The organism is Agromyces sp. NPDC055658 (assembly GCF_053618155.1).
The window spans coordinates 14,333-31,273 of the sequence record NZ_JBSHHD010000009.1 but is presented as its reverse complement, the minus strand read 5'-3'; the positions used below and the strand labels follow the sequence as shown (position 1 = coordinate 31,273).

21 protein-coding genes are annotated in these 16,941 nt (G+C 72.4%); 11 read left to right on the top strand and 10 right to left on the bottom strand.

Annotated features, from left to right (window positions below):
- Nucleotides 1–7 precede the first annotated feature (7 nt).
- Nucleotides 8–415 carry a DUF1801 domain-containing protein gene (locus tag ACWGPE_RS06235; RefSeq protein ID WP_376930644.1) on the top strand — a complete coding sequence of 136 codons (408 nt, stop codon included), beginning with the start codon at nucleotides 8–10 and terminating at the stop codon, nucleotides 413–415.
- 21 nt (nucleotides 416–436) lie between these two features.
- Here the strand turns inward: ACWGPE_RS06235 and ACWGPE_RS06230 are convergent, their stop codons facing one another.
- Nucleotides 437–1,612 (bottom strand): FAD-dependent oxidoreductase, encoded by a 1,176-nt coding sequence (locus ACWGPE_RS06230; RefSeq protein WP_231429717.1) that lies wholly within the window; start codon nucleotides 1,610–1,612, stop codon nucleotides 437–439.
- Between the two features lie 180 nt (nucleotides 1,613–1,792).
- Here ACWGPE_RS06230 and ACWGPE_RS06225 point away from each other — a divergent pair, with 180 nt between their 5' ends.
- Both ACWGPE_RS06225 and ACWGPE_RS06220 read left to right on the top strand, forming a co-directional pair.
- Nucleotides 1,793–2,020 (top strand): DUF3073 domain-containing protein, encoded by a 228-nt coding sequence (locus ACWGPE_RS06225; RefSeq protein WP_231429716.1) that lies wholly within the window; start codon nucleotides 1,793–1,795, stop codon nucleotides 2,018–2,020.
- 126 nt (nucleotides 2,021–2,146) lie between these two features.
- Nucleotides 2,147–3,085 (top strand): capsular polysaccharide synthesis protein, encoded by a 939-nt coding sequence (locus tag ACWGPE_RS06220; protein WP_376930645.1) that lies wholly within the window; start codon nucleotides 2,147–2,149, stop codon nucleotides 3,083–3,085.
- 31 nt (nucleotides 3,086–3,116) lie between these two features.
- On the opposite strand, the gene ACWGPE_RS06215 is transcribed toward ACWGPE_RS06220, so the two are convergent.
- On the bottom strand, nucleotides 3,117–3,875 hold the full coding sequence (locus ACWGPE_RS06215; protein ID WP_452048353.1) for an LLM class flavin-dependent oxidoreductase: 759 nt from the start codon (nucleotides 3,873–3,875) through the stop codon (nucleotides 3,117–3,119).
- Nucleotides 3,876–3,895: 20 nt separating this feature from the next.
- Nucleotides 3,896–5,011, bottom strand: a complete 1,116-nt coding sequence (gene purM, locus ACWGPE_RS06210) for a phosphoribosylformylglycinamidine cyclo-ligase (protein WP_376930647.1) — start codon at nucleotides 5,009–5,011, stop codon at nucleotides 3,896–3,898.
- 64 nt (nucleotides 5,012–5,075) lie between these two features.
- Between purM and ACWGPE_RS06205 the strand changes: the two genes are divergently transcribed.
- Together ACWGPE_RS06205 and ACWGPE_RS06200 are read left to right on the top strand one after the other, a co-directional pair.
- Nucleotides 5,076–5,687, top strand: coding sequence for a zinc-binding alcohol dehydrogenase (locus tag ACWGPE_RS06205; protein ID WP_231429712.1), 612 nt, complete (start codon nucleotides 5,076–5,078; stop codon nucleotides 5,685–5,687).
- Nucleotides 5,688–5,710: 23 nt separating this feature from the next.
- Complete coding sequence (locus ACWGPE_RS06200) at nucleotides 5,711–6,145, top strand: PaaI family thioesterase (protein ID WP_231429711.1); 435 nt, start codon at nucleotides 5,711–5,713, stop codon at nucleotides 6,143–6,145.
- Between the two features lie 55 nt (nucleotides 6,146–6,200).
- Here the strand turns inward: ACWGPE_RS06200 and pdxR are convergent, their stop codons facing one another.
- Nucleotides 6,201–7,619, bottom strand: coding sequence for a MocR-like pyridoxine biosynthesis transcription factor PdxR (pdxR, locus tag ACWGPE_RS06195; RefSeq protein WP_452048352.1), 1,419 nt, complete (start codon nucleotides 7,617–7,619; stop codon nucleotides 6,201–6,203).
- A gap of 47 nt (nucleotides 7,620–7,666) precedes the next feature.
- Here pdxR and ACWGPE_RS06190 point away from each other — a divergent pair, with 47 nt between their 5' ends.
- Both ACWGPE_RS06190 and purF read left to right on the top strand, forming a co-directional pair.
- Complete coding sequence (locus ACWGPE_RS06190; RefSeq protein ID WP_452048351.1) at nucleotides 7,667–8,176, top strand: carboxymuconolactone decarboxylase family protein; 510 nt, start codon at nucleotides 7,667–7,669, stop codon at nucleotides 8,174–8,176.
- A 100-nt stretch (nucleotides 8,177–8,276) separates the two neighbouring features.
- A complete protein-coding gene (gene purF / locus ACWGPE_RS06185; RefSeq protein WP_231429708.1) occupies nucleotides 8,277–9,734 on the top strand; it encodes an amidophosphoribosyltransferase in 1,458 nt (485 codons plus the stop codon).
- 194 nt (nucleotides 9,735–9,928) lie between these two features.
- Here the strand turns inward: purF and ACWGPE_RS06180 are convergent, their stop codons facing one another.
- The 3 genes from ACWGPE_RS06180 to lspA are packed head-to-tail and all read right to left on the bottom strand — an operon-like array spanning nucleotide 9,929 to nucleotide 11,333.
- Nucleotides 9,929–10,288 carry a potassium transporter Trk gene (locus ACWGPE_RS06180; RefSeq protein WP_231429707.1) on the bottom strand — a complete coding sequence of 120 codons (360 nt, stop codon included), beginning with the start codon at nucleotides 10,286–10,288 and terminating at the stop codon, nucleotides 9,929–9,931.
- A 44-nt stretch (nucleotides 10,289–10,332) separates the two neighbouring features.
- On the bottom strand, nucleotides 10,333–10,725 hold the full coding sequence (locus tag ACWGPE_RS06175) for a sterol carrier family protein (RefSeq protein ID WP_231429706.1): 393 nt from the start codon (nucleotides 10,723–10,725) through the stop codon (nucleotides 10,333–10,335).
- Between the two features lie 41 nt (nucleotides 10,726–10,766).
- Nucleotides 10,767–11,333 carry a signal peptidase II gene (lspA, locus tag ACWGPE_RS06170; RefSeq protein WP_231429705.1) on the bottom strand — a complete coding sequence of 189 codons (567 nt, stop codon included), beginning with the start codon at nucleotides 11,331–11,333 and terminating at the stop codon, nucleotides 10,767–10,769.
- An 82-nt stretch (nucleotides 11,334–11,415) separates the two neighbouring features.
- On the opposite strand from lspA, the gene purD reads away from it, so the two are divergent.
- The 4 genes from purD (at nucleotide 11,416) to ACWGPE_RS06150 (ending at nucleotide 14,673) form a co-directional block, all read left to right on the top strand.
- Nucleotides 11,416–12,759 (top strand): phosphoribosylamine--glycine ligase, encoded by a 1,344-nt coding sequence (gene purD / locus ACWGPE_RS06165; RefSeq protein ID WP_275505219.1) that lies wholly within the window; start codon nucleotides 11,416–11,418, stop codon nucleotides 12,757–12,759.
- 32 nt (nucleotides 12,760–12,791) lie between these two features.
- Nucleotides 12,792–13,742: a phosphoribosylaminoimidazolesuccinocarboxamide synthase gene (locus tag ACWGPE_RS06160; protein ID WP_231429703.1), complete on the top strand. Its 951-nt coding sequence runs from the start codon at nucleotides 12,792–12,794 to the stop codon at nucleotides 13,740–13,742.
- Nucleotides 13,743–13,826: 84 nt separating this feature from the next.
- On the top strand, nucleotides 13,827–14,246 hold the full coding sequence (locus ACWGPE_RS06155) for a helix-turn-helix transcriptional regulator (RefSeq protein ID WP_231429702.1): 420 nt from the start codon (nucleotides 13,827–13,829) through the stop codon (nucleotides 14,244–14,246).
- Nucleotides 14,247–14,256: 10 nt separating this feature from the next.
- The gene (locus ACWGPE_RS06150; RefSeq protein WP_231429701.1) at nucleotides 14,257–14,673 is read left to right on the top strand and encodes a VOC family protein; all 417 of its coding nucleotides are present in this window, start codon (nucleotides 14,257–14,259) and stop codon (nucleotides 14,671–14,673) included.
- A 122-nt stretch (nucleotides 14,674–14,795) separates the two neighbouring features.
- On the opposite strand, the gene ACWGPE_RS06145 is transcribed toward ACWGPE_RS06150, so the two are convergent.
- Genes ACWGPE_RS06145 through ACWGPE_RS06135 form a run of 3 tightly spaced genes read right to left on the bottom strand, consistent with a single transcriptional unit; the run spans nucleotide 14,796 to nucleotide 16,934 of the window.
- Nucleotides 14,796–15,737, bottom strand: coding sequence for a dihydrodipicolinate synthase family protein (locus tag ACWGPE_RS06145; protein WP_452048350.1), 942 nt, complete (start codon nucleotides 15,735–15,737; stop codon nucleotides 14,796–14,798).
- A gap of 4 nt (nucleotides 15,738–15,741) precedes the next feature.
- Nucleotides 15,742–16,083, bottom strand: a complete 342-nt coding sequence (locus tag ACWGPE_RS06140) for an antibiotic biosynthesis monooxygenase family protein (protein WP_231429699.1) — start codon at nucleotides 16,081–16,083, stop codon at nucleotides 15,742–15,744.
- Nucleotides 16,080–16,934 carry an EamA family transporter gene (locus ACWGPE_RS06135; protein ID WP_452048383.1) on the bottom strand — a complete coding sequence of 285 codons (855 nt, stop codon included), beginning with the start codon at nucleotides 16,932–16,934 and terminating at the stop codon, nucleotides 16,080–16,082. Before ACWGPE_RS06135 ends, ACWGPE_RS06140 begins: the two co-directional genes overlap by 4 nt.
- Nucleotides 16,935–16,941 lie beyond the last annotated feature (7 nt).

Below are 16,941 nucleotides of genomic sequence, written 5' to 3'. Positions count from 1 at the left end.
TCACGGCATGGCGACCGGTCGCACGGATGTCCCGGTGGAGGTGTTCCTCGACTCGGTGACGCATCGCGTGCGCCGGCGCGACGCCGACACCCTGCTCGCCCTCATGCAGCGCGTGACCGGCGAAGAGGCGTACATGTGGGGCCCGTCGATCGTGGGCTTCGGCGAGTACCGCTACCGGTACGACAGCGGTCGCGAGGGCGTCACGCCCGCGGCCGCGTTCTCACCGCGCAAGGCTGCGTCGACGGTGTACCTGCTGCCGGGGTTCGCGGAGGACTCCGAACTGCTCGAGCGCCTCGGGCCGCACACCACCGGGGTGGGATGCCTCTACCTCAAGGATCTCGCGGTCGTCGATCTCGACGTGCTGACCGACCTGGTGCGCGAATCGTACGACTTCGCCGTCCGCTCCGCCGGTTGAGCAGCGAGGGCTCGCTCCTCGCTACAGCATCGCCATGATCTGGCGGGCGATCATGCGCCCGGCCCGGCTGGCACCGATCGTCGAGGCCTGCGGTCCGTAGCCGGCGAGGAACACGCGCGGGTCGCTCCACGCCGCACCCTGCCCGACCGTCACTCCGCCGGCCTTCTCGCGCAGCTTGAGCGGCGCGAGGTGCCGCAGCTCGGGCCGGAACCCCGTGGCCCAGATGATCGCGTCGGCGCGCGCCGACCCCTGCTGCTCGCCGTCCCAGACGACGCGGTCGCCCTCGATGCGGTCGAACATCGGGCGCGCGACGAGGAGTCCGCGCTCGATCCCCGCGGCGATGCGGCGGCTCTTCGGCACGCCCGTTCCGCTCACGATCGAGGGCAGCGCCCGCCCGGAGCGGGCAGCCTCGTCCTGCATGGCGACGGCGGCCGATGCGCCCTCGAGGTCGAGCTCCTGCCGGTCGATCCAGTCGATCGGGCGCCGGGAGACCCAGGTGAGCCCGGCCGCGACATCCTCGAGCTCGAGCATGAAGCCGATCGCGCTCGTGCCGCCGCCGACGACGACGACGTGCTGGTCGCGGAAGTCCTCGGCGTCGGTGAAGTCGGAGGTGTGCACGTGGCGTCCCTCGAACTCGCCCATGCCCGGGTAGAACGGCACGAACGGCGAGCCCCACGTGCCGGTCGCGTTCACGAGGAACTGCGTCGCGAGGGCGTGCTGCGGCATGGTGGGCGTGGCGGGCGCCGAGAACGTCTTGCGGCGTCGGCCGAAGAGGCCGCGCGTCGTGAGCTCCTCGACGGGCTGGGGGCTGAGGTCCTCGTAGCGCACGAGCAGGTCGGCGCCCTCGTTCGACACCGAGCGCACGTTCATCGGGCGTCGCACCTGCAGGTCGAAGTGCTGCTCGAACCGGCCGTAGTAGTCGGCGACCACGTCCTTCGCGGGCAGTGCCCGGTCGGCCGTGTCGAAGCTGAGGCCGAGTTCGGCCATGCCCGGCAGGTCGTTCACGCGATGCGCGGTGCCGAGCCTGAGCGACGACCAGCGGTGCTGCCATGCGCCGCCGGGGCCGGGCGCGCGGTCGAGCATCACGAAGTCCTGCCCGGCGACGAGCTCGAATCGACGCAGATAGTACGCGACCGAGAGCCCGGCCTGGCCGGCACCGATCACGACCACCTTCACGCGTTCGGGGCTCGTCGTCACCTGACAATCTCAGCATGTCTTGCTGTGTGCTCGCAGCACGTCGCCCGAGCGCGATCGGCAGGCTGTGGAGACCGGCGATCGGCGTCTTCTGCGGTGCTAAACTGGCGGCTGGACGAATTTCTCAAGGGAGCGCCGGGTGAAGACCATCCCACCCGGCCAGATGTCGTAAGGGGGTCACGCATGGGGCGCGGCCGTCAGAAAGCCAAGCACACCAAGGTCGCTCGGGAGCTGAAGTACTTCAGCCCCAACACCGACTACAACGCGCTTGAGCGCGAGCTCACCGGCTCGCAGCATGACGAGTACAGCGATGAGGCGTCGAAGTGGGCAGAGTATGCCGACGATGACGACGACACGTACGCTGACGACGACACCTACGCCGACGACGAGCAGCGCGAACAGCGCGCCTGATCGTCGCTCCGTCGAAGACACGCTCCCCGCGAACCTCCGCCGCTCCTGCTGAGCGCGCGCTCCCGTTCGTCGGTGCGCCTGCAGCAGGAACCGACGACGGCGCTTGCGCACCGATACCCTCGACGCATGGCCGCCGCCCACCGCAGCACCGATCGCGTGGTCGCGGGCCTGCGCGCGCAGCTCGAGCGTTCGAAGCGGTTCGAGGACACACTCGACCTCGCCGCCGCCTACGCGGCGTACGCACGGGTCGTGCGCCTGCTCGCGCCGCAGCTCGCCGACCTCCGCCGTGCCGCCGGCCTGCCGGCGACGCCGCCGAGGTGGGCGCGCTGGCGTGCGCGTCGCTCCGCCCGCGCGTACGGGGGGATCGCCGTGCCGACCGACCGGGTGTACACCTACTGGAACGCACCGGTCGAGACCGCCCCGCCGCTCGTGCGGGCGTGCATCGCCCAGCTGCGGCGGGTGCATCCCTCACTGCGCGTGCTCGACGGCGACTCCGCTCGTGACCTCGTCGAGATTCCCGACCGCGTCGCCGCACTCCTCGAGCACGACCGGCCCGCCCATTTCTCGGACTACGTGCGCACCGCCGTGCTCGCCGAGCACGGCGGGGTCTGGGTCGACGCGACGGCCTGGGTCGATCGTCCGCTCGACGACGAGCTGCGGCGGTGCCTGCGCGCCGGCACGGTGTTCCCGCGGTGGACGCGGCGGCAGATCGGCAACTGGTTCATCGCCTCGCATCCGGCGACCCCGATCATCGCACTGCAGCGCCTCGCCCTCGACGCGTGGTGGGCGGCGAACGACGACCTGCCCGACTACTTCCTCTACCACCGCGTCTTCGAGGTGCTGCAGGTACTCGTGCCCGAGGCTCGTGGGCAGTGGGACGCCGTGCCCACGCTCTCGTCGACGGCGGCGCACCTGCTGCAGCTCGAGATGATGCAGCCCTGGCGACCCGGAGTCGTGCGCCAGATCCTCGACGTGTCTCCGCTGCAGAAACTGAGCTACAAGTACGACGCGGTGCCGCCCGGCTCCGTGCTCGAGCGGCTGCTCGAGCACGGCCTCGCCGACTGAGCCGCCCGCACGGGCGATCGCTCGGCGCGGCTCACGCCGAGCGCACCCACGCGGCGGCCGTCTCGACGAAGCGCTCGAGCTCGTCGAGCGAGTTCGACGGCGTGATCGCGCGCAGCACGAGCTCGTCGGGCGCGCCCTCGTACGCGGCGAGCGCGTCGGGGTCGCCGATCGTCGCGTCGATCGCGCGGAAGCCGAGCCGGGCGAAGTTCGCCGCATAGGCCGGGAAGCCCTCGTACGCGGCGGCCTCGCGCTCGAGCGCGGGGCGTGCGGCATCGTCGACCGTCGTGCGCGTGTAGAGGATGCCGCGCACCGAGCGGGCTCCGCCGGCGTCGTGCAGCTCGGCGGTCGTCGTGGCCGCGGCGTCGGGGGTGAGCCAGTTGAAGAGCGCCCCGTCTCCGCGCTCGGCGGCCAGCCGCCGCATGCGCGGGCCGAGCGCCCCGACGACGATCGCCGCCTCGGTCGCGTCGCGCAGCGCCGCGATCCCCTGCTCGACGAGCGCGAGGGGTCGCTCGGCGCGCCCGGACCCGACGCCGAGCACGAGCCGGTCTGCGGGGATGCCGCCGAGCACGAGCGTGCCGGCCGGCCGGCGGTCGAGCGGGATCACGCCGGTCGCGAGGCCGATGCGCTCGGTGACCGACGCCGCCGCCCGGAGACCGTCGAGCGAGTCGCCGCCCGGCAGGTCGTTGATCCACAGCGCGTGGAAGCCGAGCCGCTCGACGCGCGGCGCGAGCGCGCGCACCGTCTCGAGCGGGGTGAGGCTCGTGATGCCGATCGAGACGGGCGTGCGCATGTCGCCGCGGTCGCCGTCGCTCAGCTCGCGTAGCTGCCGACGAGGCGCACCGCGCCGCCGTCGACGCCCTTCGCGCCCTGCTCCCAGCGGTCGGCGCCCGCGACCTGCGGCGGCTCGCCGAGGCCCACGGTGCCGACCTGCCAGGCCGGCAGGCCGAGGCGGTCGAGTTCGGCGATCACGGATGCCGCGGCGCCGGGCTCGACGACGGCGAAGAAGCCGATGCCGAGGTTCCAGGTGCCCTCGGTCGATTCGAGGCTCGTGCCGGCCAGCTCGTTGAGCACGCGGAACACGGGCGCCGGCGACCAGGTCGAGCGGTCGACCTCGGCGAACGAGCCGCGGGGCAGCACGCGCGCGAGGTTCGCGGCGATGCCGCCGCCCGTGACGTGCGAGAGCGAGTGCACGGCGTCGCCGTGCGGGCCTGCGAGCAGCTCGACGAGCTGGCCCGAGTAGAGGCGGGTCGGCTCGAGGAGCGCCTCGCCCCACGTCATGCCGAGCTCGGCCGAGGCGTGCCCGTAGGCGATGCCCTGGCCGGCGAGGATGTGGCGCACGAGCGAGAAGCCGTTGGAGTGCAGGCCGCTCGACGCGATCGCGATGACCGCGTCGCCCGACTGCACCTTCTCGGCGCCGAGCGCCTTGTCGGCCTCGACGACGCCGACCGCCGCGCCCGCGACGTCGTAGTCGTCGGCGCCCATGAGGCCCGGGTGCTCGGCGGTCTCGCCGCCGACGAGGGCGGTGCCGGTCTCGGCGCAGGCACGGGCGATGCCCGTCACGATCGAGGCGATGCGCTCGGGCACGACCTTGCCGCACGCGATGTAGTCGGTCATGAAGAGCGGCTTCGCACCGACCACGACGATGTCGTCGACGACCATGCCCACAAGGTCCTGGCCGATCGTGTCGTGCTTGTCGAGCGCCTGCGCGATCGCGATCTTCGTGCCGACGCCGTCGGTCGAGGTCGCGAGGAGCGGCCGCTCGAAGTCCTTCGCGAAGGAGAGGTCGTAGAGGCCGGCGAAGCCGCCCACCCCGCCGAGCACGTTGGGCCCGTGGGTCTTGGCGACCGCCTCCTTCATGAGTTCGACGGCGAGGTCGCCGGCTGCGGTGTCGACTCCGGCAGCGGCGTAGGACGAGTTCGCGCTCACCCGTCAAGGGTACCGGGCCGCGTCGCTGCCGCCGACTGGGGTGCGCGAGCGTAGAATTCGGGGTATGCAGCCAGGGGCGGCACCGTCGTGGGTGATCCGTGAGAATGCGAGTCGCCCGGTTCTGCTCGCGCTCTATCTGCGCGAGGTGCTCGCGATCTCCTCCCCCGTCGAACTGCCGCGACTGCGCGACGTCGGCCCCGTCGGCGAACGGCTCGAGATCGACGAGCACGACCTGCTCGAGCGCCAGTGGCGCGCGTGGTGGGCGATGACCGTCGAGCCCGAGGCGCATCCGTCGCCCGTGCCGCTCGAACTCGTCGAGGCGTTCGACACCGACGTCGCCCTGCCGGTGAAGGGCGCCGAGATCCTCGCGCGAGAGATCGTCCCGCACGCCGAGGCCGCCCGCGCATGGACGGAGTGGGCGCACGACGCGTATCGCAACGCCTCCGCGGCCCGCCGCGGCGACTCGTACCGCGCGTACGCCGGCACCATCGCCGAGCACGAGCGCGAGGTCGGGCGCCGCGCCCACTCGTTCGAGCTCAACGTCGAGGTGCTGCCGCTGTCGGGCACCGGCGTCTGGTGGATCGGCGCGATGACCGTCGGCGTCACCGATTCGCTGCGGTCGGACGCCTCGGCCTTCGACGACGCGATCCACCCGATCATCGCCGAACTCGCGTAGGCGGGCGTGACAGACTCTCTCGCATGAGCATCTGGTTCGGCGAGCCCTCCCTCGAGTGGGCGAACTCCCGCCGCGACGGCACCGCGATCCACGCACTCGGCATCGAGATGACCGAGGTCACCGACGAGTCCTTGAAGGGCCGCATGCCCGTCGACGGCCGCACGCGCCAGCCCGGGGGCGTGCTGCACGGCGGCGCCTCCGTCGCCCTCGCCGAGACGCTCGCGAGCTGGGGCGCGACCTTCACGGTCGACCCGGCGCAGTTCTACTGCGTCGGCATGGAGATCAACGCGAACCACCTGCGCCCGATCGCCGAGGGATGGGTCTACGGCGAGGCGCGCCCGATCACCCGCGGCCGCACGACGCAGGTGTGGGACATCCGCATCACGCAGGAGGACGGCAAGCTCGTGTGCATCTCGCGGTGCACGATGGCGGTGCTTCCGAAGCCCTCGGAGTACTGAGCCCGGTCATCGGTCGAGCACGCGCGGATGCCTCGGCGCCGGCGCACCGCCCGGATCAGCCGGTCGGTGCCATCGGTCGCGCCCGCTCGACCGACGCGATGACCGCGGCGATCGCCCGCTCGAACCGGTGCTCGGGCGGGGCGCCGTACCCGACCACCATCGTCGGCGGACGCGACGCGACGGTCGCGGCATCCGCGGCGTACGAGGCGAGCCCGCCGTAGCGCAGGCCGATCGCCGAGGCCGCGCGCTCCACCTCCGCCTCGGCGGTACCGCCCGGCAGTTCGAGCAGGCAGTGCAGGCCGGCCTCGAGCCCCGTCACCCGGGCACCGGGCAGTCCGTCGGCGATGAGCCGCTCGAGCCGCTCGCGGCGGGCCCGGTAGCGCAGGCGCGCACCGCGCACGGCCCGGTCGTAGTCGCCCGCCGAGATGAGCGCGGCGAGCGCGAGCTGCGACAGCGCATCGGTCGCAGCGCCGCTCAGCCGTCGTTGCTCGAGCACCGCGTCGCACAGCGTCGGCGGCACGACGCCCCAGCCGATGCCGAGCGCGGGCGCGAGCGCCTTGCTCGCGGTTCCGCCGTAGACGGTCTGCGCGGGGGCGAGCGCCTGGAACGCGCCGATCGCCCGCCCGTCGAAGCGGAACTCGCCGTCGTAGTCGTCCTCGATCACGATCGCGCCGGCGTCGCGCGCCCAGTCGGCGAGCGTCGTGCGTCGTGACGCGGAGAGCGGAACCCCGGTGGGGAACTGGTGCGCGGGCGTGACGAGCACGGCGTCGACGCCCGTGGCGGCCAGCCGGTCGACGACCATGCCGTCGGCGTCGAGCGGGACCGGCACGGGCTCGAGGCCCGCCGCGGCGAGCACGTCCCGGTGCGAGGAGTGCCCGTACGCCTCGACCGCGATGCGCCGTCCGCCGCGGGCGGCGATCGCCCGGGCCACGAGCGAGAGCAGTTCGCCGAAGCCGTGGGTGACGACGAGGCCGTCGGCGCCGGCGACGACGCCGCGGGTGCGCGCCAGGTACCCGGCGAGCGCCGTGCGCAGCCCGGCCGCGCCTTCTGGCGCGCCGTAGGCGAATGCGGCTGCGGGCGCGTCGGCCAGCGCCCGCGCAACGGCGCGACCCCACGCCGACCGGCCGAAGCCCGAGGCGTCCGGCAGCCCGCCGCGAAGGTCGAGGTCGAACCGGGTGGATCGGTCGACGCGCGCTCCCGGTGCGGGCTCGGGCACCCCGCGCACCCAGGTGCCCGAGCCGACCCGCGCCTCGAGCCGCCCCTCGCCGACGAGCCGGGCGTAGACCTCGGCCACGCTGTTGCGCGCGAGGCCGAGGTCGGCCGCGAGGGCACGGCTGGGCGGCAGCCGGATGCCCGGCGCGAGTCGGCCGTCGACCATGGCAGCGCGCAACGCCTCCTCGAGCGACGCGGCCTTGCGCCGCGGGTCGACCTCGAGATGCAGATCCAATCCGGAATTGGCCCAATCCTGTGCCATGGCATTGGACGTTACCAGCGCGGCGGTCGATCCGTAGCGTGACTCCCATGACCACGACGACCATCGACACCGCCCCGCCCACCGCTCCCGTCGCCCCGACCCGGCGACTCGACCTCGACGGGGTCGCGCCCGCGTTCGTCCGGGCGGTGAGCGCGCTCGACGACGCCGCCGAGGCCGAGGCCGACCGCGCCGGCATCGAGAAGGGGCTGCGCGAACTCGTGCGCCTCCGCGCCTCGCAGCTCAACGGCTGCTCGTACTGCGTCGACCTGCACTCGCGCGACGCGGCCACGGCCGGCGAGCACGTGCAGCGCCTCTACGCGGTCGCCGTCTGGCGCGAGTCGAACTTCTTCACGGCGCGCGAGCGCGCGGCGTTCGACCTCGTCGACGCCGTCACCCGGCTCTCGGAGACCCACGTGCCCGACGACGTCTGGCACGAGGCATCCACCGCGTTCACCGACGACGAGCTCGCGGCGCTGCTCGCCCTCGTCGTCTCGGTGAACGCGTGGAACGAACTCGCCGTCTCGACGCGCGGATGGCGCCCCAAGCTGCGCATCTGAGCAACCCCCCGCACTCGGCGGGCTCACCCGCGCGGTGTGGGAGAATCGACGAGGCCGGTTCCGGTCGTTCACCACACCCCCACGAGGAGCCATCGCTCGCATGTGCGGCATCGTCGGCATCGTCTCCACCGAGCCCGTCAACCAGCAGATCTACGACAGCCTGCTGCTCCTGCAGCACCGCGGCCAGGATTCGACGGGCATCGCGACCGCCGACGGCCCCGTCTTCCACATGGCGAAGGCGCGCGGGCAGGTGCGCGAGGCGTTCCGCACCCGCGACATGCGCTCGCTCATCGGCAACATGGGGCTCGGGCACGTGCGGTACACGACGAAGGGCGCCGCCGAGCGCGAAGAGGAGGCGCAGCCGTTCTACGTGAACGCGCCGTACGGCATCATCCTCGTGCACAACGGCAACCTCACGAACACGCGCGAGCTCTCGAGCGACCTGTTCTCGATCGACCGCCGCCACGTGAACTCGACGAGCGACACCGAGATGCTGCTCAACGTGCTCGCGACCGAGCTGCAGGGCCAGATCAAGGGCCTCGAGCTCGACCCCGACCAGGTGTTCGAGGCGGTCTCGCAGGTGCACGAGCGCGTCGAGGGGTCGTACGCGGTGATCTCGATGATCGCCGGTTACGGCCTGCTCGCGTTCCGCGACCCGTTCGGCATCCGCCCGCTCATCCTCGGCAAGCGCGTCACCGAGTCCGGCCGCGACGAGTGGATCGTGGCGAGCGAGTCGCTCGTGCTCGAGAACGGCGACTACGAGATCGTGCGCGACGTCGAGCCCGGCGAGGCGATCTTCATCACCCTCGACGGCGAGATGATCTCGCGCCAGTGCGCGAAGAACCCGGTGCTCGTGCCGTGCTCGTTCGAGTACGTCTACCTCGCCCGACCCGACTCGGTCATGAACGGCATCTCGGTCTACGAGTCGCGCCTGCGCATGGGCGACCGCCTCGCCGACACCGTCGCGACGCACATGCCGCTCGGCGACGTCGACGTCGTCATGCCCATCCCCGACTCGTCGCGCCCGTCGGCGATGCAGGTCGCCCAGAAGCTCGGCATCGAGTACCGCGAGGGCTTCTACAAGAACCGCTACGTCGGCCGCACCTTCATCATGCCCGGCCAGTCCGAGCGCAAGCGATCGGTGCGCCAGAAGCTCAACGCCATGGGTACCGAGTTCCGCGGCAAGAACATCCTCATCGTCGACGACTCGATCGTGCGGGGCACCACGTCGCAGCAGATCGTGCAGATGGCCCGCGACGCCGGCGCCAACAAGGTGACGTTCGCCTCGGCCGCCCCGCCCGTGCGCTACCCGCACGTGTACGGCATCAACATGCCGAGCCGGCAGGAGCTCATCGCCCACGGGCGCAAGATCCCCGAGATCGCGGCCGAGCTCGGCGCCGACCACATGATCTACCAGGAGGTCGCCGACCTGCAGGCGGCGATCACCGAGGGCACCTCGATCGACCGGCTCGACCTCTCGTGCTTCACGGGCGAGTACGTCACCGGCACGGTCACCGAGGAGTACCTCGGCTGGGTGGAGCGCACGCAGCTCAGCTGAGCGGCGCGACGAGCCGACGCCTCCGCTCCGACTCCTCCGACACTGAATCGCGAGCCGACTCGGTGTCGGAGTCGCCACGCGCGTGCGCCGGCGGGTCGGCCGAACGACGACTGGATGCCGCGCGGCGACGTCGATGCCATGCCGCAGGGACCCGAGCCGACGGGGAACCCGATCGACGGGTGTCGGGAGGCGTCTCAGCCGTCGACGCGGTGCGTCTCGTCGTGCTCGGCGACGGCGTGCGTGACGCGGCGCGACATGGCGCGATCGACGACGAGGGCGACGAGGGCGCCGAGGGCGACGCCGACGGCGACGCCGCCGAGCAGCAGGAAGCCGAACACCTGGCCCTGGTCGTACGTGAAGTCCTCTTGCACGCGCTCGGCGATCTGCGCCTCCGTCGGCGCGAAGGCGAACGAGAGCACGAACGCGACGATCGCACCGACGACCGCGCCTGCGAGCATCCACACCCCGTAGCGCGGAGACCGCCGGACCACGACCTCGTCGCGGGTCGCCTCGGTCTCGTACTGTGGTTCGGGCCGTTCGTGGGTGTCGCTCACCCTTCCATTGTCGCGCACCGGCGGCCGGGGAACGCCGCTCGCGCTCAGACGACCGGCAGCAGCCCCTCGAGGTCGGCGCGCTGCCCGGAGGCGTGCACCGTGCCCGACGTTCGGGCGTCGGCCCACGACCGCGCGCCCGTCGCGAGGGCGAGCCAGGTCGCGGCGTCGGTCTCGATCACGTTGGGCGGCGTGCCGCGGGTGTGCTTCGGCCCCTCGACGCACTGCACGGCCGCGAACGGCGGCACCCGCACCTCGAGCGTGCCGCCCGGCGCCTGCTCGGCGAGCAGCTGCAGCGAGTACCGCACCGCGAGGGCGAGCGTCGCACGGTCGACCGAGGACGTCGCGGCCGCGACATCCCCCTCGTGCCGTGCCGCGATCGCGACGATCGTCGCGACCGCCGCCCGCCCGATCTCGTCGCCGATCCTCGCTCGTGCCATGTGGGCGATTCTGCCACCGACGGGCGACGTGCCTGCGCGCGTCAGGCGTCGCGCGTGCGCCCGCCCTTGGGCGAGACGCCCATGAGCGTGAGGACGAGGATCATCACCGCGCCGGCGAAGATCGCGATGTCGGCGACGTTGCCGATGAACCAGTCGCCGTACCCGATGAAGTCGACGACGTGACCCCGGCCGAATCCGGGCTCCCGGAACAGTCGATCGCCGAGGTGCGTCACGGCGCCGCCGAGCAGCAGCCCGAGCGCGATCGTCCAGCCGACCGAGCGCACCCGCCACGCGTACCACGCGACGGCGACGGCGCCGACGCCCGCGAGGATCGCGAAGATCCACGTGTGCTCGGTGCCGATCGAGAACGCGGCGCCCGGGTTGTACACGAGCACGAAGCGGATGAGATCGCCGATCACGGGAACGGCGGTGCCGTCGCCGAGTTCGGCGACGGCCCACCACTTGCTGGCCTGATCGACGACCACGACGACGACGGCGATGGCGATCACCCACCAGAACAGGCGCCGGCCGGATGCTGCGGGCTCGCGCGCGGCCGCGGGGCCGGCGTCGGTCGGTGCGTCGCCGGGAGCGGCCGGGTCTGAGCTCATCCGGACATTCTCGCACCGGCGCGCGTTCGCGGCCGCCGCCGTCGAAGCGGAGGGCGACGGCCCGAAGCGGTAGCCTGATCCGGTGAGAATCCTCGTCCTCGGCTCGGGCGCGCGCGAGCACGCCATCATCCTCGCGCTCCTCGATGAGGAGGCCGGCCACGAGATCATCGCCGCTCCCGGCAACGCCGGCATCGCGGCATCGCCGACCTCGTCGGCCCGCGGCAGCGTGACGACCGTCGGCATCGACGCGACCGACGCCGATCTCGTCACCGGGTACGCCGCCGACAACGGCATCGACCTCGTCGTCGTCGGCCCCGAGGCGCCCCTCGTCGCCGGCGTCGCCGACGCGCTCCGCGCCCGCGGCATCCCGGTGTTCGGGCCGGGCAGGCAGGCGGCAGCACTCGAGGGCTCGAAGACCTTCGCGAAGCGCATCATGGAGGCCGCTGGCGTCCCGACCGGCCGCGCGACGCTCGCCACCACCATCGACGAGGTCGCCGCGACGCTCGACGAGTTCGGTGCGCCGCACGTCGTGAAGGCCGACGGCCTCGCCGCCGGCAAGGGCGTGCTCGTCACCGAAGACCGCGACGCCGCGCTCGCGCACGCCGCCCACTACCTGCAGCAGGGCCCCGTGCTCGTCGAGGAGTTCCTCGACGGCCAGGAGGTCTCGCTCTTCCTCCTCTCCGACGGCGAGCACGTGCTGCCGCTCTCACCCGCCCAGGACTACAAGCGCCTGCGCGACGGCGACCAGGGCCCGAACACGGGCGGCATGGGCGCCTACTCCCCGCTGCCCTGGCTCGCCGACGCGGTCGACGGTCGAGGCGGTCGGTTCGGCAGCGAGCAGGCATTCGTCGACGAGGTCATCGAGACCATCGCGCTGCCGACGGTGCGCCGGCTCGCGTCGGAGGAGACGCCGTTCATCGGCCTGCTCTACGCGGGACTCATCCTCACCTCCCGCGGGATCCGCGTGATCGAGTTCAACGCCCGCTTCGGCGACCCCGAGACCCAGGTCGTGCTGCCCCGCCTCGAGACCCCGCTGTCGGGCCTGCTGCTCGCGGCCGCCACGGGTGGGCTGGGCGGGCTCGACCGGCCGGTGTTCAGCGACCGGGCCGCCGTCACGGTCGTGCTCGCGAGCGAGGGCTACCCCGAGTCGCCCGAGACGGGCCGGGTCATCGAGGGGCTCGACGCCGCGGCATCCGTGCCCGGCGTGCACCTCGCCCACGCCGCGACCGCGGTGGGCGCCCTGCCCGACGACGCGCAGCCGGGCGACGACGCGCCGCTCATCGCGACCGGCGGCCGCGTGCTCAACGTGGTCGCCCTCGGCGACGGCTTCGCCGACGCCCGCCGACGCGCCTACGAGGCCCTCGGCCAGGTGCGGCTCGACGGCGGCCAGTACCGCACCGACATCGCGGCGCGCGTCGCGGAGTGAGCGGCGAAGCGGCCCGAAGCGAGGAGATCAGCATGACCGACACCGGTGAACTGCCCGGCTGGACCCACGTCTACTCGGGCAAGGTGCGCGACCTGTACGTGCCGACGAAGCTGATGACCGACGACGACAGCTGGACGGGCGACCCGCTCGCGACCTCGCCCGTCGTGCTCGTCGTCGCGAGCGACCGCGTGAGCGCGTTCGACCACCTGCTCGAGCCGGCGATCCCGGGCAAGGGCGCCATGCTCACGGCGCTCACGCACTGGTGGTTCGACGAGCTTCCACAGGTGCCGAACCACCTCGCGCACCCGCTCGACGACCGGCTCGAGGTGCTCGAGCTCCCCGAGGTGCCGGCCGAGGTCGCCGACCGGGCGACGCTGTGCCGCACGCTCGACATGTTCCCGATCGAGTGCGTCGTGCGCGGGTACCTCACGGGCAGCGGCTACAAGGAGTACGTCGCGACCGGTGCGATCGGCGGCATCGAGCTGCCCGAGGGCCTCGCCGACGGCGACCGCCTGCCCGAGCCGATCTACACGCCCGCATGGAAGGCGCCGCTCGGCGCGCACGACGAGAACATCTCGTACGAGCGCACGATCGAGCTCGTCGGCGAGGTCGTCGCCGCGCAGCTGCGCGAGCTCTCGCTCGAGGTGTTCGCACGCGCCTCGACCATCGCCGAAGAGCGCGGGCTCATCCTCGCCGACACGAAGTTCGAGTTCGGCGCCGACCGCGCGACGGGCATCGTGACGCTCGCCGACGAGGTGCTCACGAGCGATTCGAGCCGGTACTGGGATGCCGCGGCCTACGCCGCCGGCACGACCCCGGCCGAGCGCATGGCGAGCTTCGACAAGCAGATCGTGCGCGACTGGCTCGCCGCGAACTGGGACCAGCAGGGCCGCCCGCCGGTGCTGCCCGACGAGGTCGTCGCACAGACCGCCGCGCGATATCGCGAGCTGCTCGACCGGCTGCGGCTGCCGATCGAGGGTTGACGAGCGGGCGCTCGGAACCCGGTGGTCGAGGAACGAAGCGAATCGAGACCCGCGCGATGGACACGAGGAGGTGACCCCCACCCGATGAACCTCGACGACCTGCGCCGCCTGCGCCGCGCCCGCGACACGATGGACCGCGACTACGAGCAGCCGCTCGACGTGGAGGCCCTCGCGAGGGTCGCCCTCATGTCGGCGGGGCACTTCTCGCGCAGCTTCCGCGAGGCGTACGGCGAGACCCCGTACAGCTACCTCATGACGCGGCGCATCGAGCGGGCCAAGGCGCTGCTGCGCCGCGGCGACCTCAGCGTGACCGAGGTGTGCTTCGCGGTCGGCTGTACCTCGCTCGGTTCGTTCAGCTCGCGGTTCACCGAGCTCGTCGGCGAGAGCCCGAGCGCCTACCGGGCCCGGTCGCACGACGTCGCGGCGCCGATTCCGGCGTGCATCGTGAAGATCCAGACCCGCCCCGTCAGGAATGGAGAAGCGGGCAAGACCTCGCCTCGGTAGCGTCGAGGTCATGGACATCTCACTCTCCCAGTGCTTCATCGCGGTCGACGACCACGACACCGCGATCCCCTTCTACCGCGACGTGCTCGGCCTCGAGGTGCGCAACGACATCGCCTACGAGGGCATGCGATGGGTCACGGTCGGCTCGCCGTCGCAGCCCGACGTCAACATCGTGCTCGAACCGCCGATCGCCGACCCGAACGCGACCCAGTCCGACAAGGATGCCGCGGCGCAACTGCTCGCCAAGGGCCTGCTGCGCGGCGTGAACTTCACGACGCCCGACGTCGACGCGACGTTCGAGTCGATCCGCGCCGCGGGCGCCGAGGTGCTGCAGGAGCCGATGGACCAGTTCTACGGCGTGCGCGACTGCGCCTTCCGCGACCCTGCGGGCAACATGCTGCGCTTCAGCCAGCCGAGCGCTGGATGACGAGCGCCGCCGCGCAGCGGCCGACTCGAGCCCCCAGCGCGGGCCGCTGACTCGACGGTGGGAACTTCTGACCCGCCGACGGCGTGTCGCGACTCGACGCGCGGACGTGGTCTCAGAAGTTCCTACAGTTCTGTGAGGTCGCCGGCGACCGGGGCGGCGAGCCCCAGCTCCGCGACGACCTCGGCGACCCGCGCCCGCTGCCCCTCGTCGAGGCCGAGGATCGGCCGCGGCAGGCACCGGGCGGGCGCGAGCCCGAGCTGTTCGGCGATCGCGGCGACGACGCGCAGGCTTCCGCCGAGCTCGGCGAACAGCTTCCACAGCGGATCGAGCCGGGCCGATTCCGCGTACGCGTCGGAGACCCGCCCGGCCTGCGCCGCGCGCGTGATGCGAAGCGCCAGCTCGGGCAGCGTGCCGCCGATGACCGAGTACCAGACGTCGCAACCGGCGTTCAGCCCGGTCGCCGCGAACGCATCGCCCGAGATGCCGATCGTCACGTGCTCGGGCACGACCGCGCGGATCGCGGCGACCCGCTCGCGCATCGCCGCCTCATCGAGCGGCATGCCCGGGATCTTGATCGATGCGACGCCCGGCAGCTCGGCGAGCCGCGCGTAGAGCTCGCTCGTGAAGGCGAAGTGCGTCGTGGCGGGGTTGTCGTAGACGATGACCGGCAGCTCGGTGCTCGACACGACCTCACGGAACAGCTCGACGACGTCGTCGTGCGTGAGCGGCTGGTACGTCATCGGGGCGAGCAGCACTCCCCTGGCCCCCGCCGCCTCGGCATTGCGCACGTTCGCGAGCACGTCGCGGGTGCGCAACGCGCCCACGCCGACGACGACCGGCGTCTCGCCTGCGTGCTCGACCGCGAGCCGCGCGACGCGGGCCCGTTCGTCGGTCGACAGGTAGGCGTACGACCCGGTCGAGCCGAGCGCGGTGATCGTGTCGACACCCGCGGAAGCGAGCCGCCCGACGAGCCCGGCGAACGCGCGCTCGTCGACGGCGTCGTCGTCGGAGAACGGCGTGAGCGGAAACGCGCTGAGTCCGGTGAAGATGCCTGCGCCGGCCATGCGACTACGCCTCCGCCGGCACGTGCGCGAGGCCGAGCGCCGGGTTGCCGTAGACCGTCTGCACCTCGGAGATCACGACGCGGTACTCGCCGAGCCATTCGCCGTTGCGCCCCTTGGCGATGCGGTGGGCGTCCATGCCGACGAGCTCGCGCAGCGCCTCCATGCTCGACCAGTAGTACACCTCGGCGTGCAGCCCGGTCGCCTCGTTGTGCCACTCCTCCTCGCCGAGGAAGCCCGGAATGCGCCGGGCCCGCTCGGCGATCTCGTCGTTGAGGCGATGGAACGCGTCATCCAGTTCGCCGATCTCGAAGATGAACGTCGAACTGCAGGCGGGTGTCGTGCTCATACTCGTTCCTCCAGGGGTGCGGGATCGGGGTCGTCGGTCGGTCGGTTGCGGATGCCTCCGCGCTGCGCTCCCGCCCCGGCGAGCACGACGAGCACGATGCCCGCGACCTGCGCCAACGACGGGATCTGGTGCAGCACGACGAGTCCGAGCACGACGCCGAAGGCGGGCTCGAGCGCCATGAGCGTGCCGAACGCGGTGTGCGTCATGCGGCGCAGGGCCAGCATCTCGAGCCCGAACGGGATGACGGGCGACAGCAGCGCGAGGCCGGCGGCGACGAGCAGCACCCACCACTCGAAGTGGCCGGCCACCTGCGGTACGCCGACGAAGGCCGTCACCACCGCGGCGATCGGGATCGTGATCGAGAGGCCGCTCACGCCCGAGAAGCGGTCGCCGACCTTCTGCGTGAGCAGGATGTAGACGCCCCAGCCGGTGCCTGCGAGGGCGGCGAAGCCGACCCCGACGAGGTCGACCTGCCCGTGCCAGGGCTCGGTGAGCAGGACGACGCCGGCGAGCGCGAGCACGGGCCAGACGAGCATGCGGCGGCTGTGGCTGCGGATCGCCGCGACGGTGAGCGGCCCGAGGAACTCGATGGCCACGGCCGTGCCGAGCGGAATGCGGTCGACCGCCGACAGGAACGCGACCATCATGACGCCGGTCGCGACGCCGAGGCCGACGAGGGGCAGCACGTCGACGCGGCGGACGCGGCGCAGCGGCGGCCGCGCGATGACGATGAAGAAGAGCGCGCCGAACGCGAGCCGCAGCCACGCGGTGCCGGCTGCGCCGAGCTGCTCGATGAGCGGCACCGAGAGCGCGTTCGTCGCCTGGATCATGAGCATCGCGGCGACCGCCATCGTCCAC